This window comes from Fibrobacter sp. UWT3, assembly GCF_900230125.1.
In the GTDB taxonomy this organism is placed as follows: Bacteria; Fibrobacterota; Fibrobacteria; order Fibrobacterales; family Fibrobacteraceae; genus Fibrobacter.
Map to the genome: position 1 here is coordinate 47,304 of NZ_OCSS01000002.1, position 14,967 is coordinate 62,270.

Genomic DNA, 14,967 nt, shown 5'->3' on the forward strand with positions numbered 1-14,967 from the left:
CGGGACTCGTATGGGAATCGAGAAAGGCATCTTTAACCGCACATCGCTCCTGCTCGGAGACGACGTGATGGGCGACATCTACCAGAAGCGCGTCATCATCTTCGGTCTCGGCGGAGTCGGCAGCTGGTGCGCCGAAAGCCTGGTGCGTTCCGGCATCAAGGAACTCGTGCTCGTCGATTCTGACCGCGTGTGCGTCACCAACGTGAACCGTCAACTGATGGCCACTACGAAAACCGTGGGGCAAGTCAAGGTGGACGTGCTGAAAAATCGCCTACTCGAAATCAACCCGCACGCCAACATTGTCGCATTGCAGGACATCTACGAAGAAGCGAATACGGACAAATTCCAACTGGACACATTCGACTACATCATCGATGCCATCGACAGCCTCGAAAACAAGATGCAGCTGTTGTGGCACGCCACGCGCACCAAGGCCACAGTCTTCTCTTCGATGGGCGCAGCCCTCAAGATGGACCCCACGCGAATCAAGGTCGCCGAATTCTGGAAAGTCGCCGGTTGCCCGCTCGCCCGCGCGCTGCGCGACAAGTTCAAGAAAAAGAAAATGGCCCTCAAGAAAAAAGTGCTGTGCGTCTACAGCGACGAACTCCTGAAAAACCGCGGCAAGAATTCTTCTTGCGGAACGGACGCCTGCATGTGCCCCAAGGTGCGCCACGAAAGAAGCGAAGCCGAACTCCAGAATGCAAACCTGGTCGATCACGAATGGTGCAGCAGTAAGGCGCAAATCAACGGCACCATGGCGCACTCCACCGCCATTTTCGGGTTCATGATTGCGGGCCTCGTGATGCAGGACATTTACAAGAAGGCTTTAGCCAGCGCGGAGTAACATGAAATTCTTGATCCAGCGAGTACTGAACGCCCAGGTGGATATCGAAGGGCAGACTGTCGGCAAGATCGGCAAGGGCTACATGATTCTCATCGGCGTGGGCGAAGAAGACACCAAGGAAATTGCAGACAGGCTCATCCGCAAGATGCTTGCGCTGCGCATCTTTGCCGACGAAAACGGCAAGACGAACCTTTCCATCAAGGACGTCGGCGGTGAACTCCTGCTCGTCTCGCAGTTCACGCTGTACGCGAACTGCAACAAGGGCAACCGCCCCACGTTCAACGGCGCCGGCAACCCGGCACTTGCAAACGAGCTTTACGAATACATTATCGCTGAATGCAAAAAAGAAATCCCCGTCGTGCAGACCGGGAAATTCGGCGCCGACATGCAGGTGAGCCTCACTAACGACGGCCCCTTCACGATTATGCTGGAATAAAAATTCCGAAACTAGAACTCCGGCATACTGAAATCGCCGTAAAGTTCACGGCCGTCAAACACCCAGACCACCATCTTTTTGCCATCCAGGAATTCCGAACGGTCCTTGAACAAGGTCGGGCCCAAGTTTCCCCCGCCGATACGGCTGCGGGTAAAAGTCTTTATCCCCGTCGCCTGCGCAATGTATGCGCCGATATTGGAAGAACTGTTCCAGCCAAAATCTGCATTGCTGTCGCCGATTACCACAATGGGAGCGTCCTTGGAACCGTGATAGCGCTTCCCTTCCGCATCCACGGTCTTTAGCACGCGCACATCGTAATCAGGGTAAGAATTGTACTTCAGGTGATAAAGATTTCCGGTACCGGGAACGACCGTATCGCGCAGGAACCATTCTCCCCTCGGGACATCCAAATCCATCTCGTTGATGGTATCGGCAATCATCTGGGCAAGCAGTTGCCGACCCGCGCTGGTATAGTGGCTTTCGTACGCCTCGAACATGGGCGTTTCCGCGCTCTTTTCAAGAAACTCCTCTACCGCATCGACAACGACAACGCCTTCGTCTTGCAGAGCGTCCACCCATTCCTCATATTGCGGGGCGACAATCCCTCCCGACAATTCTTCCGAATAATGTTCCGCCTCGATCTGCAATTTATCTGGAACAGGCACCACAACCAGTTTGATACCACGCGCTTCCAGTGAATCATTGAAGGCGACAAAAGAATTCAAGTTTTCTTTCCAGTCCACCACCAGATTGACAAGACTTTCCTGCAAGAAAATCCAGCCGTCTTCGCCACTTACCGCACAGCGGGCCTCTTTCAGTTCACCGCCGCATTTTTCAAGATCGTCTTCAATCTGTTCCTGAACTTCCGGCGGGATTTCGGGGCGCAAAGACCACCAAGCCGTGACAAGCATCGCCGCCACCGTCGCAAGCCCCAAGAAAATTCCCAAACATTTCCTAATCAACATGGCAGTGCCAAATCTAGAAAAATCCCTGCCCGAGGGCAGGGCCACAACTTTTGTTACTAATCAAAAGCAAGCAAGACTAGGCGCCTTACCGGCCGAAGCGTATCAAGCATACGTGAGGCCGGGGCCAACATCGCATTGCGACGTTTTTCATTAGTAAATAAACTGGCATTTGGCCGCACACCTGCGACGTGCGGCCATGCTTTTCATCAATAGATGAAAAGCATTTCGCGGTATTTCGGCAGAGGCCACATCTCGTCGGGCACAACCTTCTCGAGGCCGTCCACCACCTTTCGGAGGCCAGCGACGGCAGCGATGATCCCCTCGTGTTCGCCTTCGAGAGATGCTTCAAGTGCAGCAATCGATTCGGTGAGCGAGCGGCAGCCTTCGCCAATGGACTTCACGTAGGTATCGAGCCCCGGAAATCCCTGGTTCAGTGCCATTTCGTTTGTACGTAACGACTTCTCGTAGGCTTCCACCACCTTCGGGAGAATCACGTTCTTCGCGAGGTCGCGGGCGACTTCACCTTCGATGTGGATTCTCTTGTGGAAGTCTTCCACGTTGATTTCGTAGCGCGAAAGCATCTCGCGGCGGTTCATCACGCCGTACTTTTCGAACAGTTCCACATTCTCGTCCTTCGTGAGTGCCTTGAGGGCCTCGAGAGACGTGCGGATGTTCGGGAGGCCGCGGCGTTCCGCTTCCTTCACCCATTCGTCGGTGTAGCCGTTGCCGTTGTAGAGCACGCGCTTGTGTTCCTTCACGATCTTCTGCAGAATCTTCTGCAGGCCCGTGTGGAAGTTCTTGTCATCGAGCTTTTCGAGCTGTTCGGCAATCATGTCGAACGCCTCGGCCACAATCGTGTTGAGCACCACGTTCGGTTCGGAGCAGCTCTGGCTACTACCCGGCGCGCGGAACTCGAACTTGTTGCCGGTGAACGCGAAAGGCGATGTACGGTTACGGTCGGTAGCGTCGCGCGGGAGCGGCGGCAGCATGTCGCTCCCGAGCTTCATCGCGCCCGCCTGCTTGCTAGACTTCGCGGAGCCCTGCTCGATCTGGTCGATAACGTCCATCAGCTGGTCGCCCAGGTAGATGGAGATAATTGCCGGAGGAGCCTCGTGCGCACCGAGACGGTGATCGTTGCCCGCACCCGCGCAGGTCATGCGGAGCAAATCGGCGTGCGTATCCACTGCGTAGATGATGGCGCAAATCGCGGTAAGGAACACGGCGTTCTGGTGCGGGTCCTTGCCCGGGTTCAGGAGGTTCCCCTTGCCGTAAGAAAGACTCCAGTTGTTGTGCTTGCCCGAACCGTTCACGCCGGCGAACGGCTTCTCGTGCAACAGACAAACTAACCCGTAGCGGTCGGCCACGTTGCGGAGCGTTTCCATGATGAGCATGTTGTGGTCGCACGCGAGGTTCACTTCCTCGAAAATCGGGGCAAGTTCAAACTGCGCGGGAGCGACTTCATTATGGCGAGTCTTCGCCGGAATGCCGAGCCTCCAGAGTTCCTTCTCCACGTCGTTCATGAAGTTGAGGATTCGGCTCGGGATGCTCCCGAAGTAGTGGTCGTTCATCTGCTGGTGCTTCGCGGGAGTGGCACCGAAGATAGTGCGGCCGGACTGGTAGAGGTCGGGGCGCTGCAGGTAGAAGCGCTTGTCGATGAGGAAGTATTCCTGTTCGGCGCCGAGCGTGACGGTCGTCTTCTTGGGGCCCGCCTTGAAGCAAGTCATGAGGCGGCGGGTGGACTTGGAAAGCGCCTGGAGGCTACGGAGAAGCGGGGTCTTCTTGTCGAGCGCCTCGCCGGTGTAGCTGCAGAACGCGGTCGGGATGCAGAGCGTGGCACCGTTACCGTGGCGCTTGATGAACGCGGGGCTGGTCGGGTCCCAGGCCGTGTAGCCGCGGGCCTCGAACGTAGAGCGAAGGCCGCCGCTCGGGAAACTCGACGCGTCCGGTTCGCCGACGATGAGGTTCTTGCCGCTCAGTACCATGATGGCCTTGCAGCCGCTCGGTTCCAGGAAGGAATCGTGCTTCTCGGCGGTGGAGCCGGTGAGCGGCTGGAACCAGTGCGTAAAGTGCGTGGCACCGCGGTCCATCGCCCACTTCTTCATGGCGTGCGCGACATCGCCCGCGATGTTCGGGTCGAGAGGGGCACCCTCGTCGATGGTCGCCAGGAGCTTTTCGCAGATATCCTTCGGGAGGTAGCTGCGCATGGCTTCGGCATTGAACACGTCCTCGCCGTAAAAATCGACATTGACGGGTTCGGCGGGTTTCACGGGGGCCGGGGTGGCGGTCGCGATATCGTAGATGGTTTTTGTACGCGTAGTGGACATTTTCACGTTCCTTTTCTTTATTACGCGGCAAAATTAGAAAGAGCGGGCACGCATTGCACGGAATTTTTCGCCTTTTTCAGCCCCGTTTTATTACACTTTTGTAAAATTAGACAATTTTATTACGTTTTTGTAAAGCCAACAAACCAAAATCGGCGACAAAATCACGAAAACAACGTATATTTTAGGCATGGAAATCGAACGCATCGAAAAGGAAGCCCTCGAAAAAATCAAGCGGGAACTACACGGACGCTCCGCGCGGGCCCTTTCCGCGCACATCCACGACGTTCTCGACAAGGCATTCGCCGACCTGCGCGCCGCACACGAGGCGGAATGCGAAAAAATCCGCGGCATCGTGGAAGGCCGCGCGGGCGACATCATCGGCAACACCCGCGAAATGCAGGAGGTCGCGCGGCAGGCAAGGCACATCGCCCCCACCGAAGGCGTCGTTCTCGTCCGCGGCGGCGCGGGCACCGGCAAGGAGCACGTGGCCCGCTACATCCACCAGCATTCCGAACGCGCAGCCAAGCCGTTCACCGTCCTCAACTGCGACACGCTCGAAGGCAACACCACCAGCGCGTTCGAGGCGGAACTGTTCGGCTACGAGCGCGGCGCGTTCACGGGCGCCACCAGCAGGCACATCGGCAAGGCAGAGCAGGCAAGCGGCGGCACGCTGTTCCTGGACGAAGTCGCGGAACTCTCCCCCGCAAGCCAGGCGCGGCTCCTGGAGTTCATGCAGGGGCGAACCTTCAAGAGGCTCGGGAGCAACATCGAGCAGCGTTCCGACATCCGCATCGTCGCAAGCACCGGCAAGAACCTCGAGGCCCTCGTGCAGCAGGGGCTTTTCCGCGAAGACCTCTACTACCGCCTCAACATATTCCAGATAAACTTGCCCGACCTCTCGCAGAGAAAGACCGACATCCTTTTGCTCGCCGACCACTTTATCGAGAAGATGAACCTCAAGTACGGCAAGAACATCGCGCGACTCAGCACGCCCGCCATCGACATGCTCATGAGCTACCACTGGCCGGGCAACGTGCGCGAACTCGAGAACTGCATCGAGCACGCCTGCCTCGCCACGACCGACGTCGCCATCAACGCCTACGACCTGCCGCCCACGCTCCAGACCGACATCACGAGCGGCACGGCGCTTATCCCCGAAGGCACCGCGTCGCTTACGGCACTCCTCGAAAGCTACGAGAAGGAAATCCTCACCGAGGCGCTCCGCCGCAACAACGGGAACCTGAGCGCCGCCGGCCGCGACCTTTCCGTAAGCCCCCGCATGATGCACTACAAGGTGAAGAAGTTCGGACTAGCGACGGATTAAACCCCAAAACCGCGATTTTTTGGTAAAAAAGGCATTGTTGAACATTATGCAACGGAAACTTTACCGGGCAGGCCCTCCCCCGGGACGCTCAGCCCTTTATTTAGGTAAATTATGGGCATGGTTGACGTACTCGAATACCTTGAATACCGCGATTTCTTGAAGGACTGGTTTGCCGAAAGCAAGAAGGACAACCCGTTCACCAGCTATCGCTACCTGAGCCAAAAGACCGGCGTGGACCCGGCCTGGCTTGTGCGCGTATTCCAGAAGGGCGGGCACCTGAACGAGGATTCCCTCCCGGTATTCATTCGCCTCTGCAAGCTCGATGACCGCAGGGCGGAGTACTTCAAGACGCTCTACCGCTTCAACAAGACGAAAGCGAAACAGGCGATGTCGGAGCTCTACTACAAGTTAATGGAACTGCGCGAGATGGAAACGCGCGTGCTCACCGAGCCCGAACTCGCCTATTTCGGGAGCTGGAGCTGTGCGGCACTCCGCGCGCTCATCGGCATCACGAAGGACACGAGCGACATTCCGGAACTTGCTAGCCACCTGAACCCGCCCATCTCGCACGACGAGGCACGCAGCGCACTCGAGATATTGAAGAAGCTCGGGCTTGTCGCACCGGACGGTAACGGCGGCTGGAACATCACCGACCAGATACTTTCTACCGGCGGCGAGGTCAAGAGCCGCGCGGTCCGCGACTTCCACAGGCACACGATTGAACTAGCCCAGGAATCCATCGACCGCCACCAGCCCGAGGAACGCGACATTTCGAGCGTCGTGTTTACCGCGGCTGAAGAGGACCTGCCCGAAATCAAGCACCGCATCGAGGAATTCCGCAGGGGACTTTTGCAGTTCGCCCGCAAGAGCGAGCGCGCCGACCGCGTTTACGCCCTGAATATTGCGATGTTCCCGCTCTCCGACAGGGTCGATGACCCCGCAACGGCGGAAGATAGCCCGGCCACCCCGAAAAAGGAGGGCTAGGCGATGCGCGGACTTTTCAAAAATATGTATCTTTCGAAGGTGCAGAAAGATTTTTCCACATTCGGCCTGGGACTCATCGCGCTAACAACAGCGGCGATGCTTTCTGCATGTTCCGATAGCGACAAAACCGCAGGCGGAGGCCCGAGCGGCACCGAGGCGGGTAACGCCATCACGGCGCAGATTACCGTCGCGGGCCAGCCGGCCGCATTCGCACGCGTAAAACTCAGCGAAAGCGAAAGCCTTGACGCAAGCGAAAGCGAATTCGCCGAAGCGGATTCCAACGGCAAGATCGTCTTCGAGAACGTGGCCGAAGGCACATACACGCTGGAAGCGAAACTCGACAACAAGGCTCTCCAGAAGGAAGTTTCCGTCGAGGGCGACGACGTGGACCTGGGCAAGGAAACCCTCGAAGAGACGGTTTCCATCGAAGGTTCCGTAGGCAAGGGCATGGAAGGCACGGTGAAGGTCCGCGGCATGTCGCATTCGGCAAAAGTTACGGACGGCAAGTTCTCCATGGACTCCCTGCCCGCAGGGCCCATCAGCCTGGTGTTCATCCCGAACGAGAAGGGCGCCGACACGAGCAGCACCTACCTGAAGGTTGTCGCAGGCGAAAGTTCCACCGCGAGCACGTTCGCCGAAGAAAGTCGCGCACTACTGCTTGACGACTTCCAGGATTCCAACTACCAGAACCGATTCATGCCCGCACGCACCTACGATGGCGGCTGGTGGTATTTCGCCTATTCCGCAGAAAACGTGACCCCCGAATTCATCACCGACACAGTCCAGCACAGGTTCGAACTCGCGGTCGAAGAAGACGGGAACATCGCGGCCCACGTGGCGGCGACATTCGGCGAGACCATCAAGGATTCTACCGGCGAAGCCATCTGGCCCTGGGCAACGGTCGGCATTGAGCTCGGCAAGAGCAACAAGGCACTGTGCAACGACATTTCTTCCGTTGATTCCATAGCGTTCCGAGCGAAGGGCGAAGGCGCCATCGTTTTCGGCCTTGTAGACGAGACGCAGAAGAAAGAGGACCAGCTCATCGCGCAGTACGAAATCACGCTCGGCGAGGACTGGGCCCGCTTCAGCGTGCCCCTGGCAGAAATCATCGACCCGCGTTTCTCGTACACCTGCGTGAACCAGCTCGTGTGGAGATTCAAGCCCAACAACGAAGAAAAGACCGTCATCTTCTGGCTTGACGACATCGAGCTTACCGGCGGCAAGCGCCTGAGCATCTGGAAGCGGTAATGTCCGGGGCTCGCGCAGTCACCACAAACCAACCCGATATATACGACAAACTCGAAGAGGTCGTGCGCAAGTACGCATCGACCGAATACCTGCGCCCGATTGCGGACCATACGCGTACGGCGTTTGCGGAAGCGGAAAAGTTTGTTTTAAACTTTTATAAGAGCGCGGGCCACGAAGGCGGTGCCGTCCGCGGCTCATATAAAGTAATTCTAGATTCGGGATGCGGCACCGGCGAGAGCACGCTCAACATTGCAATAGCAAACCCGGGCATCCCCGTAATCGGCATCGACAAGTCGGCAGCACGCCTCACGAAGGCAGGCGCCGCCCCGCGAAACGCTTTCCTCGTGCGCGCGGAACTGCTCGATTTCTGGCGTCTCGCCCTCGGGAAGGTCAAGGCAGGCATGTGGCACATTCCCTACCACGCGCTCTACTACCCAAACCCCTGGCCCAAGCAGAGCGAAGCCACCCGCAGGTTCCACCTGCACCCGATTTTTCCGACGCTCCTGCAACTCGGGGACGCGATTGAACTGCGCACCAACTGGGAAATATACGCACGCGAATTTGCGGAGGCTGCGCATGTTGCCATGCGGGTCGCGACACCCGACCGTACAATCGCCTGCGAAGCGTTCGAGCCGAAGCAGCCCATTACCGCGTTCGAGCGCAAATACAAGGAAGCCCGCCAGCAGCTGTGGCGGGTTACCATCAATCACGTGTAGGTTGTATTACCGGCGGTCGCCCATCCACCGCACGAATGCCTTCAGGTCCTTCGTCGTCTGGACAGTTACCTGCGATTCCTCGCGCACCAGGAATTCCGAAAGCCCGTACTTGTCGCCACTGGAGCCCCAGTCATACGTGTAGCCCAGGCGAGTCCACGGGTAACCGCCCTCAGACTTGTAGCTTGCGCTCCAGGTATTGTCAAACCAATTGCGCAGCCACATCCCGAGGCTATCCAGCTGGGAATCGTCTTCCTCGTTAAAGCGACAGGTCATCTCGGAACTCGTGACGTCCGGGATATACGCCGGGCGGATCATGTCCTTCGGGGAAACCCAGAACATGGTGAAGTGCGTAATGTTCTCCTCGCGCGGGAGCCCGAGCAGTTGGCGCAGGCGAAGCGGCCAGTTGCGCACACCCTTGCTGTTCATCTTGTACCATTCCAGGAATTCCTTGTCCGAGAATACGCGCATGTCCTTCGTGACCGTATAGGGGGCACCGTTCTCGAACAGGTCCGGAGTGGAATGCACGGCAATCATCAGGGCCTTGTCCTTCTCTGCATTCCACGTTACCTTGTCTGAATTTGTATCCAGCGAGACGAGCGGGCGGATATCTTCGCAGGAACCGTTCTTCGCCGCCTCGACCGCAGCCTTGTAGTTTTCGGCCAGCAGGGAATCGCGGTTCGCAAAACTCACCTTGCTGCCGTCGGTCTTGAGCACCTCGCAATACGGAATCTTGGACGGGTCGAGCGCGATTTCCGCCTTCTTGAATTCTTCCTCGATAAGGGCGTCATTGTGGTCGAACAACCTGTCGCCCTGCACGAACGAAATCACTATCTTGCAGAGGCCGCTTTCAGGAATCACGACGCCCGAAGGCCCCTTGTTTTCGGATGTAGTATCGAGCACGAACTTGTTCTCGTTTTCACCACAATTGTAGCTGTAACTGTAGAGCGTCGCAGGGCCGGACTTGAGTTCCGCAAAGAAGAAGTTATCCTGTTCCTCGCTCCACGTGGGCTTCACGACAATGGTGGAATCGCCAATCTTTGCGTAGTGCGGAGTCGCCTCGCTGCAGTAGAAGGCAGCCTGCCTGAACACGCCGACAACACCAGTCTTGCCCTTGAACGCAGCCTCATTCTTGTACTTGTAACTATGGGCGCACGCCAAAAGCAATAGCACGGCACCCAGCAAGGCCAACGGAACGATTCTTTTCATTGCGACACTTCCTTTTTACGCGTTTGTCATAAATATATAAGTTTTTCGAGAATCACGCCCGTAAAAATTTGGGAATCCCGGCCCTTTTGGGGACCGGCGACGCAGGGGACGCCTGCGCCATCACCTTGCTGTTGAAAGTGCTGCCGTTCCTGATTTTCGTGGGGATTTTTGCGTCTTTGATGTTCTGTGGTGGGTAAAAAGAAACAAAAACTTGTTTTTTCAACCATTTTATTATATATTTAGTTTGAAATGCAAGAAACAAACGAGAAGAAACTGGAAAAAATGCTGAACGCGAACAGCGGCTTTATCACGCGAAAGCAAGTCGACAGCCACAAGATTCCCTCGTGGTTCCTGACGGATTTTGTACGAAGGCAAGGTCTTGTCAAGATAGATAAGGGTTTTTACGCCCAAGAGCAATGGATCCGGGACGATTACCTTGTGTTTCAATACAAGTATCCCAAATTCATCTTTTCACACGTTTCCGCACTATTCTTGCATGGGCTAACAGACCGCCTACCCGATTATTTCGAGGTAACCGGGCCCAAGAATTATAGGCCATTTTCTCCGAACCCTTCCGTCGCAATCCACACGGATTCTCGCGATGAAACCTACAGGCTTGGAATTTGCAAAATCAAGACTTCGCTTGGGCATCTGGTGGAATGCTACGATACGGAACGAACGCTTTGCGACATCATCAAGAACAGCCGAAAGATCGATGCAGAAATTTACGGCAAAGCGCTCAGGCTTTACGCAAAATCAAAAGACAAGAATACCCGCAACCTACTCCATTACGCCCAAATATTGAAAATAGAGAACAAAGTGGCGGAACTTATGACGGTGGTATTGAATGAAGATTAACTACGCGAAAAAATCTTCGTTTGCAAAAGATGTTCCATTTGAAGCGACAATTGAATCTTACAAAGAGATTCTTGATTGTGTTTTCTAACATTTCGGGGCTGGGGACATTTTCCAATAAAATTGCCAAAACCTCTTGACAACCGACTTTAAAATTTATACATTTGAGCAGTAGTTTCTGTTTTTTTCGCCTGTAAGCAGATGGAGTTGATATGATAAAGGAATTGATACGTTGGAAAGTTTCCCCTATTGCGGGATTTTGCCATTTAGTGTATATTCTGGCTATGGCCTGGCAACACGATATTGACTTTCTCAGGAAATTAATGTATATTGGTTATTGTCGAGATATCGGCAACAAGTGCGTGGTCCTGCCTCAGTGGACAGAAACAAAAGGCGAGTGGTCCTACCTTAGTGGACAGACTCAAAAGGTGCGAGGTCCTGCCTTAGTGGACATTTTTAAAAGGTTACAATCCCTATTCGGGGGTTGTAATCTTTTTTGTTAAGGAGGCCTGCATGAAAAGCATGAATCAAACACGCCTAGTTTTCGTCAGAGAAGAATACCTCGATATGCTTCGCTTGGCAGAGCCAAAAGTCAGCACAAAGAAGAGACCCTATGTATTTTTGGCGGTCAAGATTGCAGAGCAGTTCTACTGCATTCCTCTCACCTCGCAGACCAACAACGTTCGACAAAAGAAAGGGCGCAGCAAACGCCCCAACACGTTTACAATGACGATATCCGGCCCTAAAGGGAACGAGATTGCGGTACTTTTGTTTGGCAACATGGTTCCCGTTGACGAGAGCCTAATTAATACATGCGTCATCAACAGCGAAATGCTCAAGGACGAATGGATTTTCGTCCGTAAGAATCTTGACTCCATTGTCGAAAAGGCCCAGAAAGTGTACCGGAGCCGCACTGAAGGCAAGAACGAATTCGCAAACCTCTGGTGTTGCGACTTCAAGAAGTTGGAAGCCCTTTTATCTGAATGGTTACAAGACAATCATTCCGAAGTTCAAGACGCCATAACCGAAGCAAATGAAATCGCCTCAGGCAAACGCGAGACGAAAGCCTACAAGAATGCCGGCGAGATGATTAGGGATATTTTGAAGGGGACATAAAGGCATAGTTTTCTCCGAACTTACAATTCTTTGGTGGCATTTTTGGTGACAAAAAAGGCATTCCGTAAGGAACGCCTTTAATGCTTTTGGATCCTATCGCGTCCTCACGGACGCTCCAGGATGACAGCGGGTTTTATTTCACCACAATATTCACGAGCTTGCCGGGGACCACGATGGACTTCACGACAGTCTTGCCGTTCATGAACTCTTTCACGCGGTCGTTGTCCATGGCGAGCTTTTCGAGGGCGGCCTTGTCCATGTCCTTGGCGACGGATGCCTTGGCGCGGACCTTGCCGTTCACCTGGAACACGACTTCCACGGTGTTTTCCACGGCCTTGGAGTGGTCGGCTTCGGGCCAGGCGACGTTCGTGAGCGATTCGTTGTGACCGAGGATGCTCCACATTTCTTCGGCGATGTGCGGGGCAAACGGGTGCAAGAGTTTCACGAAGGTTTCGCACGGTTCGCGGTAGCGCTTGTCCATCTTCATCATTTCGTTGTTGAAGATCATCAGCTGGCTAATCGCGGTGTTGAAGCTCATGTTTTCGATGTCGCTCGTGACCTTGATGACGGTCTGGTGCATCACCTTCTCGATTGCTTCCGGAGCGGTTTCATCCACAAAGACCGGAGCTTCGTCAGAATCGCCCACCACAGAACGCCAGGCGCGGCCGAGGAAGCGGTTCATACCTTCGATACCCTTGGTCTGCCACGGCTTCACGGCATCCAGCGGACCCATGAACATTTCGTACAAACGAAGGCTATCGGCACCGTAGTCGCGCACGACGTCATCGGGGTTCACCACGTTCTTCAAAGACTTACTCATCTTCGCCACGATCTGCTTGAGCTCGATGTCGGTTCCCTTCTTGAAGAACTTTCCGTTCTTCTCTTCCACTTCGTCGGTGGGGACCTTGGAGCCAGCGGCATCTTCGTATGCAAAGGCAAGAATCATGCCCTGGTTGAAGAGTTTCTGGAACGGTTCGTCGGTAGAGACGAGGCCGAGGTCGAAGAGCACCTTGTGCCAGAAGCGGCTGTAGAGCAGGTGAAGCACGGCGTGTTCGGCTCCGCCCACATAGAGGTCCACAGGCATCCAGTACTTTTCAAGTTCCTTTGCAACAAATGCGTCGCCGTTGCAAGCATCGATGTAGCGGAGGTAATACCAGCAGGAGCCAGCCCACTGCGGCATGGTGTTCGTCTCGCGGATACCCTTGCGGCCGTTCTTGTCCGTGACCTGGAGCCATTCGGTGGCGTTTGCGAGCGGGGACTGTCCGCCGTCACCCGGCTTGTAGTCCTTGAGTTCCGGCAACAGCACCGGAAGTTCGGCGTCATCGACGGTAGAGATTTCGCCATCTTCCCAGTGGATGACCGGGAACGGTTCGCCCCAATAGCGCTGGCGGCTGAAGAGCCAGTCGCGAAGCTTGTAGTTCACGGTGGCCTTGCCGATCTTGTTGGCTTCGAGCCATTCGATGACCTTCGCGATGCCCTGCTTCTTGTTGAGGCCGTTCAGGCAAAGCGTGTCGTTCTGGCTGTTGATGTAGGTGCCGTCGGCAGCCCAGCAGGCTTCGCCGGCGAGGACCTTCGGGCGAACGTCTTCGGGGCAGCTTGCATCCGGTTCCATGATGCAGATAACCGGCAAGTTGAACTTCTTCGCGAAATCGAAGTCGCGGGTATCGTGAGCGGGCACGGCCATGATGGCGCCGGTGCCGTAGCCGGTCAGAACGTAGTCGGCAACCCACACCGGAATCTTGGTGCCGGTGAGCGGGTTCACGGCGTAGCTACCGGTAAACACGCCGGTCTTTTCCTTAGCGAGTTCGGTACGGTCGAGGTCGCTCTTGAGAGCGGCGGCGTGCACGTATTCTTCCACGGCGGCCTTCTGTTCGGCGGTCGTGAGTTCCGGGACCATCGCGTGTTCCGGGGCAACGACCATGTAGGTAGCACCGAACAGCGTATCGCAACGGGTCGTGTAAACGCGGAGCTTCTTTTCGGTCGGCTTGCCGTTAGCGTCGGCAATCGGGAAATCCACTTCGGCACCGTAGCTCTTGCCGATCCAGTTCTTCTGCATGTCCTTCACGCCCTGCGGCCAGTCGAGTTTGTCGAGGCCCTTCAGCAGGCGGTCGCCATACAGCGGGATGCGCATGAGCCACTGCTTGAGGTTACGGCGTTCCACTTCCTTGGTGCCGCACTTTTCGTGAGAGCCGTCGTTCAAGACTTCTTCGTTCGCACAAACGATCTTGCAGTGCTTGCACCACCACACCTGAGCATCGGCGTAGTAAGCGAGACGCTTGGAGTCCTTGAACTTGCGGACTTCGGCAGCACCCTTGGCTTCCACGTCGGCAGGAATCGGGAGTTCTTCAATCGGGCGGCCCTTCTGCTGGTCTTCATCGAACCAGGTGCCGTAAAGGCGCTTGAAAATCCACTGCGTCCACTTGTAATACTTGGGGTCGGTGGTGTTGACTTCCTTGTTCCAGTCGTAGCTGAGGCCGAGGCGCTTGATCTGGCGGCGGAAATTGTCGCAGTTCTTCTTGGTGGTAATGGCCGGGTGCGTACCGGTCTGGATAGCGTACTGTTCGGCAGGGAGGCCGAAAGCGTCCCAACCCATGGGGTGGAGCACGTTGAAACCGCGGCTGCGCTTGTAGCGGCAGATGATATCGGTAGCGGTGTAACCTTCGGGGTGGCCCACATGGAGGCCCGCGCCGCTCGGGTACGGGAACATGTCCAGGCAGTAATACTTGGGCTTGGACTTATCTTCGCCCGTCTTGAAAGTTTGATGTTCTTCCCAGTAGGCTTGCCACTTGGTTTCGATCTCTTGCGGATTATACTTAGCCATAGTCTTATCCTTTTAATTTTTCGGGCTATAATTTAGAAACTTTTGCGTAAGGCGAGTGAAACGGGACTGCTTGCAGGCCCACTTTTGAGCCTAGCAAAATACGCTCGAAGAGCGTCAAGAAAAAGGGA

Annotated in this window: 13 protein-coding genes; 8 read left to right on the forward strand and 5 right to left on the reverse strand. The window is 55.6% G+C overall.

Annotated features, from left to right (window positions below; all coding sequences use genetic code 11):
• The first annotated feature begins 10 nt into the window (after window positions 1–10).
• Window positions 11–844: a ThiF family adenylyltransferase gene (locus CRO08_RS07865; protein WP_072809449.1), complete on the forward strand. Its 834-nt coding sequence runs from the start codon at window positions 11–13 to the stop codon at window positions 842–844.
• Between the two features lies 1 nt (window position 845).
• Window positions 846–1,280, forward strand: coding sequence for a D-aminoacyl-tRNA deacylase (gene dtd, locus CRO08_RS07870; protein WP_097035802.1), 435 nt, complete (start codon window positions 846–848; stop codon window positions 1,278–1,280).
• 11 nt (window positions 1,281–1,291) lie between these two features.
• Here the strand turns inward: dtd and CRO08_RS07875 are convergent, their stop codons facing one another.
• Window positions 1,292–2,227 carry a hypothetical protein gene (locus CRO08_RS07875; protein ID WP_176495099.1) on the reverse strand — a complete coding sequence of 312 codons (936 nt, stop codon included), beginning with the start codon at window positions 2,225–2,227 and terminating at the stop codon, window positions 1,292–1,294.
• A 224-nt stretch (window positions 2,228–2,451) separates the two neighbouring features.
• On the reverse strand, window positions 2,452–4,569 hold the full coding sequence (locus CRO08_RS07880; RefSeq protein ID WP_097035804.1) for a glutamine synthetase III: 2,118 nt from the start codon (window positions 4,567–4,569) through the stop codon (window positions 2,452–2,454).
• A gap of 187 nt (window positions 4,570–4,756) precedes the next feature.
• Between CRO08_RS07880 and CRO08_RS07885 the strand changes: the two genes are divergently transcribed.
• From CRO08_RS07885 to CRO08_RS07900, 4 genes are all read left to right on the forward strand, one after another.
• Window positions 4,757–5,893, forward strand: coding sequence for a sigma-54-dependent Fis family transcriptional regulator (locus CRO08_RS07885; protein WP_097035805.1), 1,137 nt, complete (start codon window positions 4,757–4,759; stop codon window positions 5,891–5,893).
• Between the two features lie 117 nt (window positions 5,894–6,010).
• Entirely contained in the window at window positions 6,011–6,877 is an 867-nt protein-coding gene (locus tag CRO08_RS07890) for a TIGR02147 family protein (protein WP_097036311.1), read from the forward strand.
• 39 nt (window positions 6,878–6,916) lie between these two features.
• A complete protein-coding gene (locus tag CRO08_RS07895; RefSeq protein ID WP_141398282.1) occupies window positions 6,917–8,125 on the forward strand; it encodes a DUF4198 domain-containing protein in 1,209 nt (402 codons plus the stop codon).
• On the forward strand, window positions 8,125–8,841 hold the full coding sequence (locus tag CRO08_RS07900; protein WP_097035807.1) for a methyltransferase domain-containing protein: 717 nt from the start codon (window positions 8,125–8,127) through the stop codon (window positions 8,839–8,841). Before CRO08_RS07895 ends, CRO08_RS07900 begins: the two co-directional genes overlap by 1 nt.
• A gap of 6 nt (window positions 8,842–8,847) precedes the next feature.
• Here the strand turns inward: CRO08_RS07900 and CRO08_RS07905 are convergent, their stop codons facing one another.
• Window positions 8,848–10,047, reverse strand: coding sequence for a hypothetical protein (locus CRO08_RS07905; RefSeq protein WP_097035808.1), 1,200 nt, complete (start codon window positions 10,045–10,047; stop codon window positions 8,848–8,850).
• A gap of 26 nt (window positions 10,048–10,073) precedes the next feature.
• A complete protein-coding gene (locus CRO08_RS17000) occupies window positions 10,074–10,274 on the reverse strand; it encodes a hypothetical protein (RefSeq protein ID WP_176495100.1) in 201 nt (66 codons plus the stop codon).
• 22 nt (window positions 10,275–10,296) lie between these two features.
• On the opposite strand from CRO08_RS17000, the gene CRO08_RS07910 reads away from it, so the two are divergent.
• Complete coding sequence (locus CRO08_RS07910; RefSeq protein ID WP_097035809.1) at window positions 10,297–10,905, forward strand: hypothetical protein; 609 nt, start codon at window positions 10,297–10,299, stop codon at window positions 10,903–10,905.
• Between the two features lie 510 nt (window positions 10,906–11,415).
• Entirely contained in the window at window positions 11,416–12,018 is a 603-nt protein-coding gene (locus CRO08_RS07920) for a type III toxin-antitoxin system ToxN/AbiQ family toxin (protein WP_097035811.1), read from the forward strand.
• 133 nt (window positions 12,019–12,151) lie between these two features.
• On the opposite strand, the gene leuS is transcribed toward CRO08_RS07920, so the two are convergent.
• Window positions 12,152–14,839 carry a leucine--tRNA ligase gene (leuS, locus tag CRO08_RS07925; RefSeq protein ID WP_097035812.1) on the reverse strand — a complete coding sequence of 896 codons (2,688 nt, stop codon included), beginning with the start codon at window positions 14,837–14,839 and terminating at the stop codon, window positions 12,152–12,154.
• Window positions 14,840–14,967: the final 128 nt, after the last annotated feature.